The sequence below is a fragment of the Lactobacillus rodentium genome (assembly GCF_003423665.1).
In the GTDB taxonomy this organism is placed as follows: Bacteria; Bacillota; Bacilli; order Lactobacillales; family Lactobacillaceae; genus Lactobacillus; species Lactobacillus rodentium.
Window position 1 is genome coordinate 126989 of record NZ_BFBY01000001.1, and the last position, 17096, is coordinate 144084.

Here is a 17096-nt window from a genome sequence, read left to right on the forward strand (position 1 = left end):
GGAGGACTATAATGGCTAATTTGCAAGTTATCGATCAAAAGGGTAAATCTGCAGGTAATGTAGATTTAAACGAAGAAGTCTTCGCTGTTGAACCTAATGAAAGTGTTGTATTTGATGCAATCATTAGACAAAGAGCAGGCAAACGTCAAGGTACTTCTGCTGTAAAGAATAGATCTGCTGTTCGTGGTGGTGGTAAGAAGCCTTGGAGACAAAAGGGTACTGGTCGTGCTCGTCAAGGTTCCATTAGAGCCCCACAATGGCGTGGTGGTGGTACTGTATTCGGACCAACTCCTCGCTCATACAAGAAGGACATGCCTCGTAAGGCTCGTCGTTTAGCTATGAAGTCAGTTCTTTCCCAAAAAGTTGCTGACAACGATTTAATTGTTCTTGATCAACTTACTTTATCAGCACCTAAGACCAAAGATCTTAAGGCTATCTTAGATAATGCTAAAGTTGATGGTAAAGTTTTAATCGTTTCTGATGATAAGAATGTTCAATTATCTGGTAAGAATCTACCTAAGGTTAAGGTTGTTCCAGTTAACGGTTTAAACATTGTTGATGCAGTTGACTACGATAAACTTTTACTAACTCAAGACGCTATCAAGAGAATTGAGGAGGTTTTGGCATAATGGATGCACGTGATATTATTTTACGTCCCGTAGTTACTGAAAAGTCCATGGATTTAATGGATAACAAGAAGTACACTTTTGATGTTCTTGTTTCAGCTACCAAGACTCAAGTTCGTGATGCTATTGAAGAAATTTTTGACGTTAAAGTTAAAAAAGTAAACATTATGAACGTTCGTGGAAAAGAAAAGAGAGTCGGCCGTTACACTGGTAAGACTGCTCGTCGTAGAAAAGCAATCGTAACATTAACTGAAGATTCTAATGATATTAAGATCTTCAATAATGAAGAAGAATAAATTATAGGAGGTCAGTCAAGTGGCAATTATTAAATATAAGCCAACCACAAACGGCAGACGTAATATGACTTCTTCTGACTTTAGTGAAATCACTAAGAGTAAGCCTGAAAAGACTTTACTTGAATCACAAAGCCATAAAGCAGGTCGTAACTCATACGGTCATATTACTGTTAGACACCGTGGTGGTGGTCATAAACAAAAGTACCGTATTATTGACTTCAAGCGTAATAAAGATGATGTAAAAGCAGTTGTAAAGGCAATCGAATACGATCCAAATAGAACTGCTAATATTGCACTTCTTCACTACACTGATGGTATTAAAGCTTACATCTTAGCGCCAAAGGGCTTAAAAGTAGGTGATGTTGTTGAATCTGGTTCTGATGCAGATATTAAACCTGGTAATGCATTACCATTAGCAGATATTCCTGCAGGTACTGAAATTCACAACATTGAACTTAAACCTGGAAAAGGTGGACAATTAGTAAGAAGTGCAGGAACTGTTGCTCAAGTTCTTGGTCAAGATGGTAAATACACTTTAGTAAGATTACAAAGTGGTGAAGTTCGCCGTATTTTATCAACTTGCCGTGCAACCATTGGTTCAGTTGGTAATGAACAACACTCATTAATTCAACTTGGTAAAGCTGGTCGTAGTCGTTGGTTGGGCAAGCGTCCACAATCTCGTGGTTCCGTAATGAACCCTAACGATCACCCACATGGTGGTGGTGAAGGTAAGGCACCAGTTGGGCGTCCACAACCTATGACTCCATGGGGTAAGAAGTCTCGTGGTATTAAGACTAGAAACTCTAAGGCAAGAAGCGAAAAACTTATTATTCGTCACCGTAAGGGTAAATAAAAATAGTTAAACAAAAGGAGGTTTATTAATGAGCCGTAGTATTAAAAAAGGTCCATTTGCTGATGCAAGCCTTTTAAAGAAAATCGAAGCCCAAGAAGATTCTGAAAAGAAACAAGTAATTAAAACCTGGTCTCGTCGTTCAACTATTTTCCCTTCATTTGTTGGTTTTACAATAGCTGTTTACGATGGTAGAAAACATGTGCCAGTTTACATTACTGAAGACATGGTTGGTCACAAGTTAGGTGAATTTGTACCAACTAGAACTTTCCATGGCCACAAAGTTGCTGATAAGGCAACTACTACCAAATAGAGAGGAGAAACATATAAATGGCAGAACAAATTAATTCAGCAAAAGCTGAAGCTAGAACTGTTCGTATCGCTCCTAGAAAAGCCCGTTTGGTTGTTGACCTTATTCGTGGTAAGAGCGTGGCTGAAGCATTAGCTATTTTGGAGTTCACTCCAAGAGCTGCTTCCCCAATCGTTGAAAAAGTTTTGAAGTCAGCAATTGCTAACGCAGAACATAACTACGATCTTGAAAGCGCAAATCTCTATGTCTCTGAAGCATACGTTAATGAAGGTGCTACTTTAAAGAGATTCCGTCCACGTGCTAAGGGTATGGCTTCTCCAATTAATAAGAGAACCAGCCATGTGGTCGTTGTAGTTTCTGAAATGAACGATTAAGGGAGGTAAATTTAATGGGTCAAAAGATCAACCCAAATGGTTTCCGTCTCGGAGTTAACCGCGATTGGGAAGCTAAGTGGTACGCTGATAAAGATTATGCTGATACTTTAAATGAAGATTTACGTATTAGAAAGTTTATCTCAGATAAATTAGCAGATGCATCAGTATCTACTGTTGAAATTGAACGTGCCGCAAATAGAATTAATATTTCAATCCACACTGCTAAGCCTGGTATGGTTATTGGTAAAGGTGGTAAAGAAGTTGAAGCTTTAAGAAAACAATTAAATGCTTTAACTAAGAAGAATGTTCACATTAATATTGTTGAAATCAAGAAACCTGACTTAGATGCTAAATTAGTTGGTGAAAGTATTGCTCGTCAATTAGAAGCACGTATTGCTTTTAGACGTGCAACTCGTCAAGCAACTTCAAGATCTATGCGTTCAGGTGCTAAAGGTATTAAGGTTCAAACTGCAGGACGTTTAAACGGTGCAGATATGGCCAGAAGAGAATGGCACACTGAAGGTAGTGTACCTCTTCATACTTTAAGAGCTGATATTGATTATGCATGGGTAGAAGCAAACACTACTTACGGACAAATTGGTGTTAAGGTTTGGATTAACCGTGGTGAAATTTTACCAGGTAAAAAGAACAAGCCCGCTTCTTCTAAGAAAGCGAAGGGAGGAAACTAATTGTGTTAGTACCTAAGCGTGTAAAACACCGTCGTGAATTCCGCGGTAAGATGCGTGGTGAAGCCAAGGGTGGCAAGACTATTGCATTTGGTGAATATGGTTTAGAAGCTGTTGAATCTCACTGGATTACCAACAGACAAATCGAAGCTGCTCGTATTGCAATGACACGTTACATGAAGCGTGGCGGTAAGGTTTGGATTAGAATCTTCCCACAAAAGTCCTACACTGCAAAAGGTGTTGGTGTACGTATGGGTTCCGGTAAAGGTGCTCCAGCAGGTTGGGTAGCTGTTGTTAAGAGAGGCAAGATTATGTTTGAAATTGGTGGCGTTCCAGAAAACGTTGCTCGTGAAGCATTAAGACTTGCATCTAACAAGCTTCCAATTAAGACTAAGTTTGTTAAGAAGAGTTCGGAAGTAGGTGGCGAATCTAATGAAGGCTAAAGATATCAGAGCATTAACCACTGATCAAATGTTAGAAAAAGAAAAGCAATATAAAGAAGAATTATTTAACTTGCGTTTCCAACAAGCAACTGGTCAATTAGAAAACACCGCTCGCTTGAAGAAAGTCCGCAAAAACATTGCTAAAATTAAGACAATTCTTAGTGAAAAAGAATTGAGTAACGATTAATAGTGGAAGGGAGTAATAAACTTGAGCGAAACTAACGAAAGAAATCGTCGTCACACATACCAAGGTCGCGTTGTTTCAGACAAGATGGACAAGACTATCACAGTTGTTGTTGATACTTACAAGAACCACCCTGTTTACAAGAAGCGTATTAAATATTCAAAGAAATACTACGCTCATGATGAAAACAATGAAGCTAAACTTGGCGATACTGTTCGTATCATGGAAACCCGTCCATTATCACATGCGAAGCGTTACCGTCTTACTGAAATCGTTAAGAAGTCAATTTAATAACGCGGATTTTATTGAGGGGAGGATATACTAGTGATCCAACACGAAAGCCGTTTAAAGGTTGCTGACAACTCTGGTGCAAGAGAACTACTAGTTATCAAAGTTTTAGGTGGTTCTAAGCGTAAAACTGGTAATATTGGTGATATTATCGTAGCTACTGTTAAACAAGCAACACCAGGTGGCGTTGTCAAAAAAGGTGACGTTGTAAAGGCAGTTATTGTTAGAACAAAATCAGGTGCACGTCGTGAAGATGGTTCATACATTAAGTTTGATGAGAACGCAGCAGTAATTATTAATGCTGACAAGAGTCCTCGTGGAACTCGTATTTTTGGGCCAGTTGCTCGTGAACTGCGTGAGAACGATTTTATGAAGATCGTTTCTCTTGCTCCTGAAGTATTGTAAAAAGTTTAGGGAGGTGCACTGATGTTTGTTAAAACAGGTGACAAAGTAAAAGTTATCGCCGGCAAAGACAAAGGTAAGGAAGGCACTGTTCTTTCTGTAAATACCAAGAAAAATCGTGTCGTTGTAAAAGGTGTTAACACTATTAAAAAGCATGAAAAACCTTCACAAACTAACGCTAATGGTGGCGTAGTAGAAAAAGAAGGTTCAATTCACGCTTCAAATGTAAAAGTTATTTCTAAAGCAAGTTATAAAAAAGAAGATAAGAAGTAGGAGGGAGGATAACAAATGGCAAACTCATTAGCTGAAAAATATTCAAAAGAAATTGCTCCAGCATTAAGCGAAAAATTCGATTACAAGTCTGTAATGGAAATTCCTAAGATTGATAAGATTGTTTTAAACATGGGTGTTGGTGATGCTGTTTCAAATGCCAAGAATCTTGATGAAGCAGTTGAAGAATTAACCCTTATCTCAGGTCAAAAGCCATTGATTACTAAGGCTAAGAAATCAATCGCTAACTTCCGTTTACGTGAAGGTATGTCTATCGGTGCTAAGGTTACTCTTAGAGGAGATAGAATGTATGACTTCTTAGATAAATTGATCAACGTTTCTCTTCCTCGAGTACGTGACTTCCGTGGTATTAGTTCAAGATCATTCGATGGTCGTGGAAACTACACTTTAGGTATCAAAGAACAATTAATTTTCCCAGAAATTGATTATGATAAAGTTAACCGCGTTAGAGGTTTGGACGTTGTTATTGTAACTACTGCCAATACTGATGAAGAAGCTCGTGAACTTCTTACAGATTTTGGTATGCCTTTTACTAAATAATTATTGGAGGACAATTAATGGCTAAAACATCACAAATCGTCAGAAATCATCGTCCTGCTAAGTTCTCATCACGTGAATACACTCGTTGTGAAAGATGTGGACGTCCACACTCTGTATATCGCAAGTTTAAGTTATGTCGTATTTGCTTAAAAGACTTAGCACACAAGGGTCAAATTCCTGGTCTTAAAAAGGCAAGTTGGTAATTAACGATAAGGAGGCAAATAAATGGTCATGACAGATCCGATCGCAGATTACTTAACTAGAATCAGAAATGCTAATATGGCAAAACATGATTCAGTTGAAATTCCTGCATCATCAATGAAAAAAGCTCTTAGTGAAATCTTAAAACAAGAAGGTTTTATTCGTGATTACCAAGTTGAAGAAGATAATAAACAAGGTATGATCAAGATCTTCTTGAAATATGGACCAAATAATGAACGTGTAATTTCAGGCTTAAAACGTATTTCTAAACCTGGTTTAAGAAATTATGTAAATGCAGAAAACTTACCAAAAGTTCTTAATGGTCTTGGCATTGCTATTATTTCTACTTCAGCAGGTGTTATTACTGACAAAGAAGCTAGAGAAAAGAATGTTGGCGGCGAAGTTATCGCTTACGTTTGGTAATATTGAAGGAAAGGAGAACTATTAAATGAGCCGTATTGGTTTAAAAGTCATCGAAGTTCCTGATAATGTTACTGTTACTAAAAATGGTAATGACATTACTGTAAAGGGACCTAAGGGTGAACTTACTAGATATTTTGATCCACGTATTACCTTTAATCAAAAAGACGGTGAAATTCAATTCACTCGTTCAGATGAAAATGATAAGGCTTTACATGGAACTGAAAGAGCTAACCTTGCAGCTATGATTGAAGGTGTAGAAAAAGGCTACATTAAGAAATTAACATTAGTTGGTGTTGGTTACCGTGCTCAAGCACAAGGTAATAAATTAACTTTAAATGTTGGTTACTCACACCCAGTTGTTTTCGATGTACCTGAAGGTATTACTGTTAAAACCCCTTCCGCAACTGCTATTGAAGTTGAAGGTATTTCTAAACAAAAAGTAGGTCAATTTGCTGCTGAAATCCGCGATGTACGTCCACCAGAACCTTATAAGGGTAAAGGTATTCGTTATGAAGATGAATATGTACGTCGTAAGGAAGGTAAGACAGGTAAATAATAAATAGAAATTTTGAGGTGAAATTGTGATTTCTAAACCAGATAAAAACAAGTTACGCTTAAAGCGTCATAAACGTATTCGTGGTAAAATTTCTGGTACTGCTGAGCGCCCACGCTTAAGTATTTTCCGTTCTAACAAAAACATCTACGCTCAATTAATTGATGATGTAGAGGGTGTAACGCTTGCAAGTGCCTCATCAAATGATAAAGCTATTTCAGCAGAAGGTTCTAAGATGGAACAAGCTGCTGAAGTTGGTAAGGCTTTAGCTGAAGCAGCTGCTAAGAAGAACATCAAGAGTGTTGTCTTTGACAGAAGTGGTTATTTATACCACGGAAGAGTAGAAGCTCTTGCTGATGCTGCTCGTGAAAACGGATTAGAATTCTAGGAAAGGAGAATTAACTAATGGCAAACCGCAACGATTCTCGTAGAGATTCTCGCAAAGATCGTAAAAAAGACGATATTGAAGATCAATTAGTCGCAATCAACCGTATTACCAAGGTTGTTAAGGGTGGCCGTCGCATGAGATTTGCAGCAGTTGTTGTAGTCGGCGATAGAAAAGGTCATGTTGGTTTTGGTACTGGTAAAGCTCAAGAAGTTCCAGAAGCAATCCGCAAAGCTGTAGAAGCTGGTAAGAAGAATATGATTAAGGTTCCTACTGTTGGAACTACTATTCCTCACGAAGTTATCGGTCACTATGGTTCAGGTAACATTATGTTAAAACCTGCTGAAGCAGGTTCTGGAGTAGCAGCTGGTGGTGCAGTTCGTATCGTTATGGACTTAGCAGGTATCGCTGATGTTACTTCTAAGTCATTGGGTTCTAATACTCCAATTAACGTTATCCGTGCAACTATGGATGGTTTGAAGAAGTTGAAGACTCGTGAAGATGTTTTGAAGCTTCGTGAATCTGCAAAGAGCTTAGAAGATTAAGGAGAAAAATAAATGAACTTAAAAGTTACCTTAATTAGAAGTGCCGCTCACCGTCTACCAAAACAAAGAACTATTGTTAAGAATCTTGGTCTTGGTAAGGTAAATAGCTCTGTTGTTCTTCCAGACAACGCTGCAACTCGTGGCGCTTTACTAAAAATTGCACATTTAATCTCTGTTGAAGAGGTTAAAGATTAATTATCTAAGGAGGTGCCCGAATTATGAAGCTTAATGAATTAAAACCAAATGAAGGTTCTCGTCGTAACAGAAAACGTGTAGGACGTGGGACTTCTAGTGGTTACGGTAAAACTGCTGGTCGTGGACAAAAGGGTCAATTAGCTCGTTCTGGTGGTAAAACTCGTTTAGGTTTTGAAGGTGGTCAAATGCCATTATTCAGAAGAATGCCAAAACGTGGATTTAACAACGTTAACCGTAAAGAATATGCAATCATTAATTTAGAAGATCTTAATGGATTTAAAGACGGTAGTGAAGTAACTATCGATTCATTAAAATCTGCTGGCCTTGTCAAGAAAGAACTTGATGGCGTTAAATTATTAGCCAATGGTGAACTTAAGGCTAAATTGACTATTAAAGTTAACAAAGTTTCTGAAGCTGCTAAAAAAGCAGTTGAAGCTGCTGGTGGAACTGTAGAGGTGATCTAATGTTCACGACCTTGAAGAACGCCTTTAAGGATAAAGAAATTAGAAGTAAAATATTTTTCACATTATTTATCCTTTTGCTTTATCGCATCGGTGCTAATATTACTGTACCTGGTGTTAATGCAAAAGCTGTCACTCAGGTCGCTCAAACTGGACTTGTTCCCATGTTGGATACAGTTAGTGGTGGTGGATTAGATACTTATTCTATCTTTTCATTAGGTGTCTCACCTTATATTACCGCCCAAATTGTTATTCAGTTACTTCAGATGGATATTGTTCCTACCTTGGTTGAATGGGGAAAACAAGGAGAAGTTGGTCGAAGAAAAACTAATCAAGTAACAAGATATTTAGCTCTTGTAATTGCTTTTGTTCAAAGTATTGGTATTACGCTTGGTTTTAATGTTCTTACACAAATGGGGTTAGTCAAAAATCAAACTCCTCAAACCTATGTCGAGATTGCAATAATCATGACAGCTGGTACAATGCTTTTAACTTGGTTAGGTGATGAGATAACTGATAAAGGATTAGGTAACGGGGTATCTGTAATAATTTTTGCAGGTATTATTGCACGATTACCAAATGGCTTATATCAAATCTTCAAAGAAAATATTATCAACGCTAATCAAAGCGATCGTTGGCAAGGAATTTTGTTCTTCATCGCGATCATTATTGCCATTTTAGTGGTAACTCAATTTGTTACCTGGTTTCAACAAGCTACTCTACGCATTCCAATTCAATATACACGTAGAGCAGCAACAAGTGGCTCCGAAAGTTTCCTACCATTAAAAGTAAACGTTTCTGGTGTTATTCCAGTTATCTTTGCTAGTTCCTTCATTATTACTCCAGCTACAGTTTTGATGGCATTCCAAAGAACTCATGGAGAAGAAGAATGGTTTAAGATTTGTAATCAAATATTTAGTTTACAAACAACGCCGGGTTCACTAATATATACACTTTTAATTATTTTATTTACTTTCTTCTATGCATTTGTACAAGTAAATCCTGAAAAATTATCAGAAAACTTACAAAAGCAAGGTGCTTATATTCCAAGTGTTTGGCCTGGTAAGGATACGCAACAATATGTTTCAAAAATCTTGATGAGATTATCCACAGTTGGAGCTGTGTTCTTAGGTTTAGTGGCATTAATTCCACAACTAGCAACTAATATTTGGGGATTACCTAGTTCAATCGGACTTGGTGGTACCAGTTTGTTAATTGTAATTGGTGTCGTTCTAGAGTTAGGGCAACAAATTGATGGACTATTAATGAAACAAGAATATGTTGGTTTTATAAGATAGGAAAAAATATGATTAATTTAATTCTTTTAGGATTACCTGGTGCAGGAAAAGGAACTGCTTCAGAAAGAATTGTGGATAAATATCATATTGCCCACATTTCAACTGGAGATATGTTCAGAGAAGCAATGGCTAAGGAAACTCCTGTTGGTCTTGAAGCGAAAAGTTACATTGACAAAGGAAATTTAGTACCAGATGAAGTTACTGCTAAATTAGTAGAAGAAAGACTTCAACAAGACGATACTAAAAATGGTTATATATTAGATGGTTTTCCAAGAACAACAGTACAAGCTGAGCTCTTAGAGAAAATTACTAAAAAACTTGATAAGCCATTGACTAATGTAATTTCAATTGATGTTGATGAAGACGTTTTAGTAAAACGCTTATCAGCAAGATATATGTGTAAAAATTGCGGTGCAACTTATAATAAGATTTCCAACCCTACAAAGGTTGAAGGAAAATGTGATCGTTGTGGAGGAACCGAGTTCTACCAACGTGAAGATGATAAACCTGAAGTTGTTAAAAACCGCTTAGAAGTAAATAAAAAAATGAATACCCCACTTCGTGACTTTTACGAAGAAAAGGGACTTCTTGAAACTGTTGATGGTGAACAATCACCAGAAAAGGTTTTTGAAGATATCGATAAGATTTTAAGTAAAGACTAATACTAAGAATTGTAATTTTTACATTCCGTGTTATAATTCCTAAGTGTACATTTCTCATTGGAGGAAATATTTTGGCAAAAGATGATGTCATAGAGGTAGAGGGTAAAGTAGTTGATACTTTACCTAATGCTATGTTTAAAGTTGAATTAGAAAATGGGGCAACTATTTTAGCTCATGTTTCAGGAAAGATTAGAATGCATTATATTCGAATTTTACCTGGTGACAGAGTTACTGTAGAATTGTCTCCATATGATTTGACTAAAGGTAGGATTACTTATCGTTTTATTAAATAATTACGGAACGGAGGCAAACAATGAAAGTTAGACCATCAGTTAAACCAATGTGTGAACATTGTAGAATTATTAAGAGAAACGGTCGAGTTATGGTTATTTGCTCTGCAAATCCAAAACATAAACAACGTCAAGGTTAATTATAAAAATTAAATAGGAGGTGCAATTAATGGCACGTATTGCTGGTGTTGACTTGCCAAAAGATAAGCGAGTTGTTGTTGCTTTAACTTACATTTATGGTATTGGTGAACCAACTGCAAAAAAGATCTGTAAAGATGCAGGCGTATCAGAAGATGTTCGTACAAACGACTTAACTCCAGAACAACAAGAAAAGCTTCGTAGTGAAGTTGATAAATACCGTGTTGAAGGTGACTTACGTCGTGAAGTTAACTTAAACATTAAGCGTTTAGTTGAAATTGGTTCTTACCGTGGTATGCGTCACCGTCGTGGCTTACCAGTTCGTGGTCAAAATACCAAGAATAACGCAAGAACTCGTAAAGGTTCAAAAAAGTAATATAGGAGGTTAAGTTAATGGCTGCAAAGAAAACAGCACGTAAACGTCGTGTAAAGAAGCATGTCGAAAACGGCGTTGCTCACATTCATTCTACGTTTAACAACACATTAGTTATGATTACTGATGTACAAGGTAACGCAGTTGCATGGTCTTCAGCTGGTGCTTTAGGTTTTAAAGGTAGTCGTAAGTCTACTCCATTTGCCGCACAAATGGCTGCTGAAGCAGCTGCAAAATCTGCAATGGATCAAGGCATGAAGCATGTAGAAGTTTCAGTTAAAGGACCAGGTGCTGGTCGTGAAGCTGCTATTAGAGCACTTCAAGCTGCTGGACTTGAAATCACTGCTATTCGTGACGTTACTCCAGTACCGCACAACGGTTCCAGACCACCAAAACGTCGTCGTGTCTAGTTTATTCCTGCATGCAGGATTTTACGTTTTGAAAGGGGCCCATTAAGTAATGATTGAATTTCAAAAACCAAATATTACCGTTGTTGATCAAGAAGAATCATACGGTAAAATTGTTGTCGAACCATTGGAACGCGGTTTTGGGACTACTTTAGGTAACTCACTCCGTCGTGTATTATTAACTTCTATTCCAGGAACGGCACTTTCTTACGTCCAAATCGATGGCGTATTACATGAATTTTCTACAATTCCTGGCGTAAAAGAAGACGTCACTAAAATTATTCTTAATTTGAAGAAACTAGAGTTAAAGTCACTCTCAGATGAAGAAAAGATTGCAGAAATCGATGTAACAGGCCCTGCTATTGTTACAGCTGCTGATTTGAAAGTTGATTCTGACGTTGAAGTTTTAAATCCTGATCAATATATTTGTACTATTGCTGAAGGTGGACACTTGCAAATGAATATTGCCATCAAGAATGGTCGAGGATATGTTCCAGCAAGTGAAAACAAGACAGAAGATATGCCTATTGGTGTTATTCCTGTTGATTCGCTCTTTTCACCAATTAAAAAAGTTAACTACCAAGTCGAAAATACTCGTGTTGGTAAAAGAGACGATTATGACAAATTAACTTTGGAAATTTGGACTAATAGTTCAATCACACCAAATGATGCCCTTAGTTTTGCTTCTAAGATTTTACAAGAACACTTTAAAGTATTTATGTCTACTGATATGGATGCACAACTTGAAGATGTTATGGTTGAAAAAGAAGACAATAAGAATGAAAAGAAACTTGAGATGACTATTGAAGAGTTAGATCTTTCTGTTCGTTCTTATAACAGTCTTAAGAGAGCAGGTATTAATACTGTCCAAGAATTAACTGATAAATCTGAAGCAGACATGATGCGTGTTAGAAACTTAGGACGTAAATCATTAGAAGAAGTAAAGAATAAACTTAACGATCTTGGTCTTTCACTTCGTCAAGAAGATTAAGATTCTGAATCAAGGAGGGAAAATCCATGGCTTACCGCAAATTAGGTCGTGACAGTGCTCACAGAAAAGCAATGCTTAGAGAATTGACTACCCAGTTAATTATGAACGAACGTATTGTTACTACTGAAACACGTGCGAAAGAATTACGTAAAACCGCCGAAAAAATGATTACCTTAGGTAAACGTGGCGATTTAAACGCAAGAAGAAAAGCTGCAACATTTGTTCGTAATGAAGTTGCTGACATTCATGAAGAAGGAGATGCAGTAGTAGTTAAATCAGCTTTACAAAAGTTATTTAGCGATATTGCTCCTCGTTACAAAGACCGTAATGGTGGATACACTAGAATGTATAAGCTTGCTAACCCACGTAAGGGTGATGCTGCACCAATGGTTATTATTGAATTAGTTTAATAATTAATATAAATCTTTCACGAAAGCGAGAATAAGCGCGATGATGGTGGCAATTTGCCTAGTCTAGCTTAGATGTTAATTCATCCCTCTTCGTGGATGATTTTTTTTTGCTCTTTTTTCTGATAAGATTTGTTACAATTGTCTTATATAAAATAAGTGAAGTGAAAAATATGTCAAAAGAAATTATTAGTGTAAAAAATGTTAGTTTTACTTATCGAGATAGTAAGAAAAAGGTATTAAACAATATTTCTTTTACAGTGAATAAGGGAGAATGGGTATCCATTGTGGGACATAATGGTTCTGGAAAGTCTACCTTAACAAAATTATTGAATGGTCTCCTTATTGCAGATGATCCTAAGAATTCGGCTATTTATATTGATCAACTTTTAATGAGTGAAAATAATGTTTGGAAGATAAGAGATAAAATTGGAATAGTTTTCCAGAATCCGGATAATCAATTTGTAGGCGCCACTGTTGAAGATGATGTAGCCTTTGGATTAGAAAATAGAAATGTGACTAGGTCACAAATGCTTAAAATAGTTCCTGAGGTTTTAAAAGAAGTCGATATGCTCCCTTATAAAAAGACGGAACCCCAAAATCTTTCTGGTGGACAAAAACAAAGAGTTGCAATTGCAGGTATATTGGTAGTTAATCCAGAAATTATTATTTTAGATGAAGCAACAAGTATGTTAGATCCAGAGGGTAGAAACGAAATCTTATCTATTATTAGACAATTACAAAAAGAAAAAGATATTACAGTTTTATCAATAACGCACAATATTGAAGAAATTAACAAATCTGATCGAGTTCTAGTATTAAATAGGGGTAATCTGCTAAAAATTGGAACACCAGATGAAATATTTGCAGAGAAAACATTAATTGAAGAAGCAGGTTTAGAATTACCCTTCGTTTATCAGTTAAAAGAAGAATTAAAAAGAAGAGGACTCCAAATACCAGGGAGTATTAAAACAGAAGAGGAGTTAGTTGATTATTTATGCCAATAACTTTAAAAAATGTAAATTATACTTATAATTCTAATACTCCTCTTGCTCACATTGCCTTAACTGACGTTAATTTAACGATTAAAGACAATAAAGTAACAGCTTTAATTGGACATACGGGGAGTGGAAAGTCTACTTTATTACAGCTCTTTGATGGTCTTTTAAAACCTACAACTGGTGAAGTCAGAGTTAATAATTATGTTTTAACTAGCCAAACGAAAAACAAGGGATTAAAAAGTTTAAGAAAAGAAGTTGGAATAGTTTTTCAATCACCAGAAAATCAATTATTTGCTGAAACTGTATTGAAAGATGTCATGTTTGGACCACAAAATTTTGGATATTCGGATGAAGAAGCTGAAAGTGCAGCTAAAAAATGGTTAAAAAAAGTTGGAATTAGTGAAGAACTATTTAACCGGTCGCCTTTTGATCTTTCAGGTGGACAAATGAGAAGGGTCGCAATTGCAGGTGTACTTGCATATGAGCCTAAAATCTTATGTCTAGATGAACCAGCAGCTGGCTTAGATCCTTCAGGTAAAGAAGAAATACTTTCAATATTTAGAGATTATCAACAACAAGGTCACGGCGTAATCTTAGTGAGTCACGATATGAATGATGTGGCAAATTTTGCAGATGAAGTTGTAGTAATGGATAAGGGAAAAGTGGCTAAGCAAGATAATATCCACAATATTTTTTCAGATCCTAGCTGGTTGCAAAAACATCATTTAAATGAACCAGAAAGTATCTCTTTTTCTCTTAAACTTCGACAAAGAGGCTTAAACATTTCTCCAGCAATTAATGTTAAAAATTTAGCGGACGAAATTATAAAAAATAGAGGAGCAATAAATGAGTAAAATAATTATTGGACGCTATATTCCAGGTAACTCAATCATTTATAAAATGGATCCTCGCGGAAAAATTTTGGCATCTTTTTTGTTTATTGCAATTATTTTCCTGGCTAATAACTGGATCACTTATAGTATTCTTACTATTTTTACTTTGTTGGCAGTTATTGCTACTGGATTGAAGCCAAAAAACTTTTGGGATGGGGTCAAACCTTTTATTTGGATAATCTTTTTTACGGCTCTCTTACAATTATTCTTTTCCTCAGGCGGCAAAATTTATTGGCATTGGGGTATATTTACCTTAAGTTCTTATGGATTAATTACGTCAATATATTTATTTATTCGCTTTGTAGTGATTATTTTGATTTCAACTGTTCTGACAGTAACAACTACCTCATTACAAATTGCGGATGGGTTAGAATGGATTTTAACCCCATTAAAATATCTCAAAGTACCAGTGGCAGAAATTGCTTTGGTGATGTCAATTGCACTACGTTTTGTACCTACCTTGATGGATGAAACAGTAAAAATAGCGAATGCTCAGCGAGCTCGGGGAGCTGATTTTAATGATGGGAGCTTGATTCAACGTGCCAAAGCAGTTATTCCAATTTTAATTCCATTATTTACTAATTCACTAACCGTTGCCCTAGATTTGGCTACGGCAATGGAGTCACGTGGATATCAGGAAAACCACGTAAGAAGTCGATATCGCGTTTTAAAGTGGTCAAAGTATGATTGGCTTAATTTAGGTTATTTTCTTCTCTTGACGCTTTTATTAATGGTATTTAGGACTAAATAAATTATGACAAGATATAAAATGACAATGGCTTATGATGGTCATTTATTTCATGGATTTCAAAAGCAACCTAATCAAAGAACCGTTCAGGGGACGATTGAAGAAGCTTTAGAAAAAATGACCAAGGGTAAGCGGGTAGTTGTACATGGCTCAGGTAGAACTGATGCAGGAGTCCATGCTAAGGGCCAGGTAATCCATTTTGATTATCCAGATAAGGCAGGAAAAGTAATTCCGGCCCAAAACATGATGCTAGCAATTAATTCACAGATGCCAACCGATATTGTATTTTTTGAAAGTGAAATTGTAGATCAAAATTTTCATGTTCAATATTCAACAAAAGGAAAATGGTATCGTTACATTGTTGATCAACATCACTTTACTGATCCATTTAATCGCTTTTATACAGGACATTTTCCTTATCCTGTAAATGTAGAGTTAATGAGGGAAGCAAGTAAGGATTTACTCGGATATCATGACTTTTCAAGTTTTGCTGCCAGTGGTGGACAAATTGTTGATAAAAGAAGAACGATCTATTATGTTAACATTGACCAAGATCCAGATAGAAAAGAAATCATTATTGATTTTATTGGTAGTGGTTTTCTTTATAATATGGTGCGTATTATGGTAGCCGCACTTTTAGAGATTGGAAATGGAAAAAGACCAGTTCATGATCTGAAACGGGTAATTGAAGCAAAGAATCGCCAAGAAGTGCGGGGCACAGCTCCAGCAAGTGGACTTTATCTTTATCATGTTTTTTATGAAGAAATACCAGAAAAATATCGTTTAGACCACAAAATATATTGACAATTTCCTTAAAGGGACGTAAATTATATATGTATGTTTGTCCACGATAGGCCCCGGAAACTTATTGTATGTCAAACACAAGAAAACGGAGGAATTCAAATTGCGTACTACCCCATTAGCAAAAACTAGTGATATTAATCGTAAGTGGTATGTTATCGATGCAACTGATATTGCACTTGGTCGATTATCTGCTGCTGTAGCATCAATTTTAAGAGGTAAGAATAAGCCTCAATACACACCAAATGTTGATACTGGTGACAACGTTATCGTTATTAACGCTGGTAAATTGAAATTGACTGGTAAGAAAGCAACTGATAAGATTTATTACCACCACTCAGACTACCGTGGCGGTTTAAAGGCTACTCCAGCTGGTGAATTATTAGCCAACAATCCTGTAAGATTAGTTGAAATGTCTGTTAAAGGCATGTTACCAAAGAATACCCTTGGTCACCAACAATTTATGAAGTTACATGTTTACGCTGGTGAAGACCACGAACATGCAGCACAAAAGCCTGAAAAGTTAGACATTAACAAATAATTAATCTAGGAGGTTTTATATAAATGGCACAACAAGCAGCTTATGCTGGAACTGGTCGCCGCAAGGATTCTGTTGCGCGCGTACGCTTAGTACCAGGTAATGGTAAAATTACTGTAAACAAAAAAGATATTAACGACTACATTCCTTTCCCAATTTTAGTTAAGGATTTAAAGCAACCATTAGATATTACTGAAACTGAAGGTCAATACGACATTTTAGTTAACGTTAACGGTGGTGGTTACTCTGGTCAAGCTGGTGCAATTCGTCTTGGTATTGCACGTGCACTTTTAGAAGTTGACCCAGATTTCCGTGCTCCTTTAAAGAAGGCCGGTATGTTAACTCGTGACCCAAGAATGAAGGAAAGAAAGAAGCCAGGTTTGAAGAAAGCCCGCAAAGCTTCACAATTCTCAAAACGTTAATATTTATTATCGTTTCAAATATTTCAAAAAGAACTCAGCTTTTGCTGAGTTCTTTTTTGTATCGTTAAATTAAA

General features: G+C 36.4%; 34 protein-coding genes. All 34 read left to right on the plus strand.

Going from position 1 to position 17096, the window contains the following annotated elements; translation table 11 throughout:
* The first annotated feature begins 11 nt into the window (after positions 1–11).
* The 34 genes from rplD to rpsI all read left to right on the plus strand — a co-directional run bounded on the left by rplD (position 12) and on the right by rpsI (position 17022).
* The gene (rplD, locus tag LrDSM24759_RS00595) at positions 12–629 is read left to right on the plus strand and encodes a 50S ribosomal protein L4 (protein ID WP_117117425.1); all 618 of its coding nucleotides are present in this window, start codon (positions 12–14) and stop codon (positions 627–629) included.
* Positions 629–922 carry a 50S ribosomal protein L23 gene (gene rplW / locus LrDSM24759_RS00600; RefSeq protein WP_117117427.1) on the plus strand — a complete coding sequence of 98 codons (294 nt, stop codon included), beginning with the start codon at positions 629–631 and terminating at the stop codon, positions 920–922. Before rplD ends, rplW begins: the two co-directional genes overlap by 1 nt.
* 19 nt (positions 923–941) lie before the next feature.
* Positions 942–1775: a 50S ribosomal protein L2 gene (gene rplB, locus LrDSM24759_RS00605; protein ID WP_117117429.1), complete on the plus strand. Its 834-nt coding sequence runs from the start codon at positions 942–944 to the stop codon at positions 1773–1775.
* Between the two features lie 28 nt (positions 1776–1803).
* A complete protein-coding gene (rpsS, locus tag LrDSM24759_RS00610; RefSeq protein WP_117117431.1) occupies positions 1804–2085 on the plus strand; it encodes a 30S ribosomal protein S19 in 282 nt (93 codons plus the stop codon).
* A gap of 17 nt (positions 2086–2102) precedes the next feature.
* The gene (gene rplV / locus LrDSM24759_RS00615) at positions 2103–2456 is read left to right on the plus strand and encodes a 50S ribosomal protein L22 (RefSeq protein WP_117117433.1); all 354 of its coding nucleotides are present in this window, start codon (positions 2103–2105) and stop codon (positions 2454–2456) included.
* A gap of 14 nt (positions 2457–2470) precedes the next feature.
* Complete coding sequence (gene rpsC / locus LrDSM24759_RS00620) at positions 2471–3145, plus strand: 30S ribosomal protein S3 (RefSeq protein WP_117117435.1); 675 nt, start codon at positions 2471–2473, stop codon at positions 3143–3145.
* A gap of 2 nt (positions 3146–3147) precedes the next feature.
* Positions 3148–3585: a 50S ribosomal protein L16 gene (gene rplP, locus LrDSM24759_RS00625; protein ID WP_117117436.1), complete on the plus strand. Its 438-nt coding sequence runs from the start codon at positions 3148–3150 to the stop codon at positions 3583–3585.
* Positions 3575–3772 carry a 50S ribosomal protein L29 gene (gene rpmC / locus LrDSM24759_RS00630; RefSeq protein WP_117117438.1) on the plus strand — a complete coding sequence of 66 codons (198 nt, stop codon included), beginning with the start codon at positions 3575–3577 and terminating at the stop codon, positions 3770–3772. The genes rplP and rpmC overlap by 11 nt, the downstream gene beginning before the upstream one ends.
* 21 nt (positions 3773–3793) lie before the next feature.
* Positions 3794–4060 (plus strand): 30S ribosomal protein S17, encoded by a 267-nt coding sequence (gene rpsQ, locus LrDSM24759_RS00635; RefSeq protein WP_117117440.1) that lies wholly within the window; start codon positions 3794–3796, stop codon positions 4058–4060.
* A 33-nt stretch (positions 4061–4093) separates the two neighbouring features.
* Positions 4094–4462: a 50S ribosomal protein L14 gene (gene rplN, locus LrDSM24759_RS00640; protein WP_117117442.1), complete on the plus strand. Its 369-nt coding sequence runs from the start codon at positions 4094–4096 to the stop codon at positions 4460–4462.
* 21 nt (positions 4463–4483) lie between these two features.
* Entirely contained in the window at positions 4484–4732 is a 249-nt protein-coding gene (rplX, locus tag LrDSM24759_RS00645; RefSeq protein WP_117117444.1) for a 50S ribosomal protein L24, read from the plus strand.
* 15 nt (positions 4733–4747) lie between these two features.
* Positions 4748–5290 (plus strand): 50S ribosomal protein L5, encoded by a 543-nt coding sequence (gene rplE / locus LrDSM24759_RS00650; protein WP_117117446.1) that lies wholly within the window; start codon positions 4748–4750, stop codon positions 5288–5290.
* Between the two features lie 17 nt (positions 5291–5307).
* A complete protein-coding gene (locus LrDSM24759_RS00655) occupies positions 5308–5493 on the plus strand; it encodes a type Z 30S ribosomal protein S14 (protein ID WP_006729422.1) in 186 nt (61 codons plus the stop codon).
* A 22-nt stretch (positions 5494–5515) separates the two neighbouring features.
* Complete coding sequence (gene rpsH / locus LrDSM24759_RS00660) at positions 5516–5914, plus strand: 30S ribosomal protein S8 (RefSeq protein ID WP_117117447.1); 399 nt, start codon at positions 5516–5518, stop codon at positions 5912–5914.
* Positions 5915–5939: 25 nt separating this feature from the next.
* Positions 5940–6470, plus strand: a complete 531-nt coding sequence (rplF, locus tag LrDSM24759_RS00665; protein WP_117117449.1) for a 50S ribosomal protein L6 — start codon at positions 5940–5942, stop codon at positions 6468–6470.
* Between the two features lie 25 nt (positions 6471–6495).
* Entirely contained in the window at positions 6496–6855 is a 360-nt protein-coding gene (rplR, locus tag LrDSM24759_RS00670) for a 50S ribosomal protein L18 (RefSeq protein ID WP_117117450.1), read from the plus strand.
* 17 nt (positions 6856–6872) lie between these two features.
* On the plus strand, positions 6873–7397 hold the full coding sequence (gene rpsE, locus LrDSM24759_RS00675) for a 30S ribosomal protein S5 (RefSeq protein ID WP_117117452.1): 525 nt from the start codon (positions 6873–6875) through the stop codon (positions 7395–7397).
* Positions 7373–7435 (plus strand): hypothetical protein, encoded by a 63-nt coding sequence (locus LrDSM24759_RS07830; RefSeq protein ID WP_371824301.1) that lies wholly within the window; start codon positions 7373–7375, stop codon positions 7433–7435. The genes rpsE and LrDSM24759_RS07830 overlap by 25 nt, the downstream gene beginning before the upstream one ends.
* Positions 7410–7592, plus strand: a complete 183-nt coding sequence (gene rpmD / locus LrDSM24759_RS00680) for a 50S ribosomal protein L30 (protein WP_117117454.1) — start codon at positions 7410–7412, stop codon at positions 7590–7592. Before LrDSM24759_RS07830 ends, rpmD begins: the two co-directional genes overlap by 26 nt.
* A gap of 23 nt (positions 7593–7615) precedes the next feature.
* On the plus strand, positions 7616–8056 hold the full coding sequence (gene rplO / locus LrDSM24759_RS00685; RefSeq protein WP_117117456.1) for a 50S ribosomal protein L15: 441 nt from the start codon (positions 7616–7618) through the stop codon (positions 8054–8056).
* Positions 8056–9351: a preprotein translocase subunit SecY gene (gene secY, locus LrDSM24759_RS00690; protein WP_117117458.1), complete on the plus strand. Its 1296-nt coding sequence runs from the start codon at positions 8056–8058 to the stop codon at positions 9349–9351. The genes rplO and secY overlap by 1 nt, the downstream gene beginning before the upstream one ends.
* Before the next feature lie 8 nt (positions 9352–9359).
* A complete protein-coding gene (locus tag LrDSM24759_RS00695) occupies positions 9360–10013 on the plus strand; it encodes an adenylate kinase (protein WP_117117460.1) in 654 nt (217 codons plus the stop codon).
* A 71-nt stretch (positions 10014–10084) separates the two neighbouring features.
* Positions 10085–10306, plus strand: a complete 222-nt coding sequence (gene infA, locus LrDSM24759_RS00700; RefSeq protein ID WP_002878178.1) for a translation initiation factor IF-1 — start codon at positions 10085–10087, stop codon at positions 10304–10306.
* Between the two features lie 20 nt (positions 10307–10326).
* Positions 10327–10443 (plus strand): 50S ribosomal protein L36, encoded by a 117-nt coding sequence (gene rpmJ, locus LrDSM24759_RS00705; RefSeq protein WP_117117461.1) that lies wholly within the window; start codon positions 10327–10329, stop codon positions 10441–10443.
* 29 nt (positions 10444–10472) lie between these two features.
* Positions 10473–10817, plus strand: a complete 345-nt coding sequence (gene rpsM, locus LrDSM24759_RS00710; protein WP_117117463.1) for a 30S ribosomal protein S13 — start codon at positions 10473–10475, stop codon at positions 10815–10817.
* Between the two features lie 17 nt (positions 10818–10834).
* On the plus strand, positions 10835–11224 hold the full coding sequence (rpsK, locus tag LrDSM24759_RS00715) for a 30S ribosomal protein S11 (protein ID WP_117117465.1): 390 nt from the start codon (positions 10835–10837) through the stop codon (positions 11222–11224).
* A 49-nt stretch (positions 11225–11273) separates the two neighbouring features.
* On the plus strand, positions 11274–12212 hold the full coding sequence (locus LrDSM24759_RS00720) for a DNA-directed RNA polymerase subunit alpha (RefSeq protein ID WP_117117467.1): 939 nt from the start codon (positions 11274–11276) through the stop codon (positions 12210–12212).
* A 26-nt stretch (positions 12213–12238) separates the two neighbouring features.
* Positions 12239–12622: a 50S ribosomal protein L17 gene (rplQ, locus tag LrDSM24759_RS00725; RefSeq protein WP_117117469.1), complete on the plus strand. Its 384-nt coding sequence runs from the start codon at positions 12239–12241 to the stop codon at positions 12620–12622.
* A 170-nt stretch (positions 12623–12792) separates the two neighbouring features.
* A complete protein-coding gene (locus LrDSM24759_RS00730; RefSeq protein ID WP_117117471.1) occupies positions 12793–13626 on the plus strand; it encodes an energy-coupling factor transporter ATPase in 834 nt (277 codons plus the stop codon).
* Positions 13617–14474, plus strand: coding sequence for an energy-coupling factor transporter ATPase (locus tag LrDSM24759_RS00735; RefSeq protein ID WP_117117473.1), 858 nt, complete (start codon positions 13617–13619; stop codon positions 14472–14474). The genes LrDSM24759_RS00730 and LrDSM24759_RS00735 overlap by 10 nt, the downstream gene beginning before the upstream one ends.
* Complete coding sequence (locus LrDSM24759_RS00740; protein ID WP_117117475.1) at positions 14467–15264, plus strand: energy-coupling factor transporter transmembrane component T family protein; 798 nt, start codon at positions 14467–14469, stop codon at positions 15262–15264. Before LrDSM24759_RS00735 ends, LrDSM24759_RS00740 begins: the two co-directional genes overlap by 8 nt.
* Entirely contained in the window at positions 15265–16065 is an 801-nt protein-coding gene (truA, locus tag LrDSM24759_RS00745) for a tRNA pseudouridine(38-40) synthase TruA (protein WP_117117477.1), read from the plus strand. It begins immediately after the preceding gene.
* A 100-nt stretch (positions 16066–16165) separates the two neighbouring features.
* Entirely contained in the window at positions 16166–16603 is a 438-nt protein-coding gene (gene rplM / locus LrDSM24759_RS00750; RefSeq protein WP_117117479.1) for a 50S ribosomal protein L13, read from the plus strand.
* A 23-nt stretch (positions 16604–16626) separates the two neighbouring features.
* Positions 16627–17022 (plus strand): 30S ribosomal protein S9, encoded by a 396-nt coding sequence (rpsI, locus tag LrDSM24759_RS00755; protein ID WP_117117481.1) that lies wholly within the window; start codon positions 16627–16629, stop codon positions 17020–17022.
* Positions 17023–17096 lie beyond the last annotated feature (74 nt).

Bases quoted from the DNA above. Each gene is read 5' to 3' on its own strand.
- rpsH (WP_117117447.1), top strand. From the start codon at position 5,516: ATGGTCATGACAGATCCGATCGCAGATTACTTAACTAGAATCAGAAAT.
- rplQ (WP_117117469.1), top strand. From the start codon at position 12,239: ATGGCTTACCGCAAATTAGGTCGTGACAGTGCTCACAGAAAAGCAATG.
- rpsE (WP_117117452.1), top strand. From the start codon at position 6,873: ATGGCAAACCGCAACGATTCTCGTAGAGATTCTCGCAAAGATCGTAAA.
- rplE (WP_117117446.1), top strand. From the start codon at position 4,748: ATGGCAAACTCATTAGCTGAAAAATATTCAAAAGAAATTGCTCCAGCA.
- rplF (WP_117117449.1), top strand. From the start codon at position 5,940: ATGAGCCGTATTGGTTTAAAAGTCATCGAAGTTCCTGATAATGTTACT.
- rpmC (WP_117117438.1), top strand. From the start codon at position 3,575: ATGAAGGCTAAAGATATCAGAGCATTAACCACTGATCAAATGTTAGAA.
- LrDSM24759_RS00740 (WP_117117475.1), top strand. From the start codon at position 14,467: ATGAGTAAAATAATTATTGGACGCTATATTCCAGGTAACTCAATCATT.
- LrDSM24759_RS00655 (WP_006729422.1), top strand. From the start codon at position 5,308: ATGGCTAAAACATCACAAATCGTCAGAAATCATCGTCCTGCTAAGTTC.
- rpsS (WP_117117431.1), top strand. From the start codon at position 1,804: ATGAGCCGTAGTATTAAAAAAGGTCCATTTGCTGATGCAAGCCTTTTA.
- LrDSM24759_RS00720 (WP_117117467.1), top strand. From the start codon at position 11,274: ATGATTGAATTTCAAAAACCAAATATTACCGTTGTTGATCAAGAAGAA.
- rpsK (WP_117117465.1), top strand. From the start codon at position 10,835: ATGGCTGCAAAGAAAACAGCACGTAAACGTCGTGTAAAGAAGCATGTC.
- rplO (WP_117117456.1), top strand. From the start codon at position 7,616: ATGAAGCTTAATGAATTAAAACCAAATGAAGGTTCTCGTCGTAACAGA.
- LrDSM24759_RS00735 (WP_117117473.1), top strand. From the start codon at position 13,617: ATGCCAATAACTTTAAAAAATGTAAATTATACTTATAATTCTAATACT.
- rpsI (WP_117117481.1), top strand. From the start codon at position 16,627: ATGGCACAACAAGCAGCTTATGCTGGAACTGGTCGCCGCAAGGATTCT.
- rpmJ (WP_117117461.1), top strand. From the start codon at position 10,327: ATGAAAGTTAGACCATCAGTTAAACCAATGTGTGAACATTGTAGAATT.
- rpmD (WP_117117454.1), top strand. From the start codon at position 7,410: ATGAACTTAAAAGTTACCTTAATTAGAAGTGCCGCTCACCGTCTACCA.
- LrDSM24759_RS00730 (WP_117117471.1), top strand. From the start codon at position 12,793: ATGTCAAAAGAAATTATTAGTGTAAAAAATGTTAGTTTTACTTATCGA.
- rpsM (WP_117117463.1), top strand. From the start codon at position 10,473: ATGGCACGTATTGCTGGTGTTGACTTGCCAAAAGATAAGCGAGTTGTT.
- rpsC (WP_117117435.1), top strand. From the start codon at position 2,471: ATGGGTCAAAAGATCAACCCAAATGGTTTCCGTCTCGGAGTTAACCGC.
- LrDSM24759_RS00695 (WP_117117460.1), top strand. From the start codon at position 9,360: ATGATTAATTTAATTCTTTTAGGATTACCTGGTGCAGGAAAAGGAACT.
- rplW (WP_117117427.1), top strand. From the start codon at position 629: ATGGATGCACGTGATATTATTTTACGTCCCGTAGTTACTGAAAAGTCC.
- rplX (WP_117117444.1), top strand. From the start codon at position 4,484: ATGTTTGTTAAAACAGGTGACAAAGTAAAAGTTATCGCCGGCAAAGAC.
- secY (WP_117117458.1), top strand. From the start codon at position 8,056: ATGTTCACGACCTTGAAGAACGCCTTTAAGGATAAAGAAATTAGAAGT.
- rplD (WP_117117425.1), top strand. From the start codon at position 12: ATGGCTAATTTGCAAGTTATCGATCAAAAGGGTAAATCTGCAGGTAAT.
- rplV (WP_117117433.1), top strand. From the start codon at position 2,103: ATGGCAGAACAAATTAATTCAGCAAAAGCTGAAGCTAGAACTGTTCGT.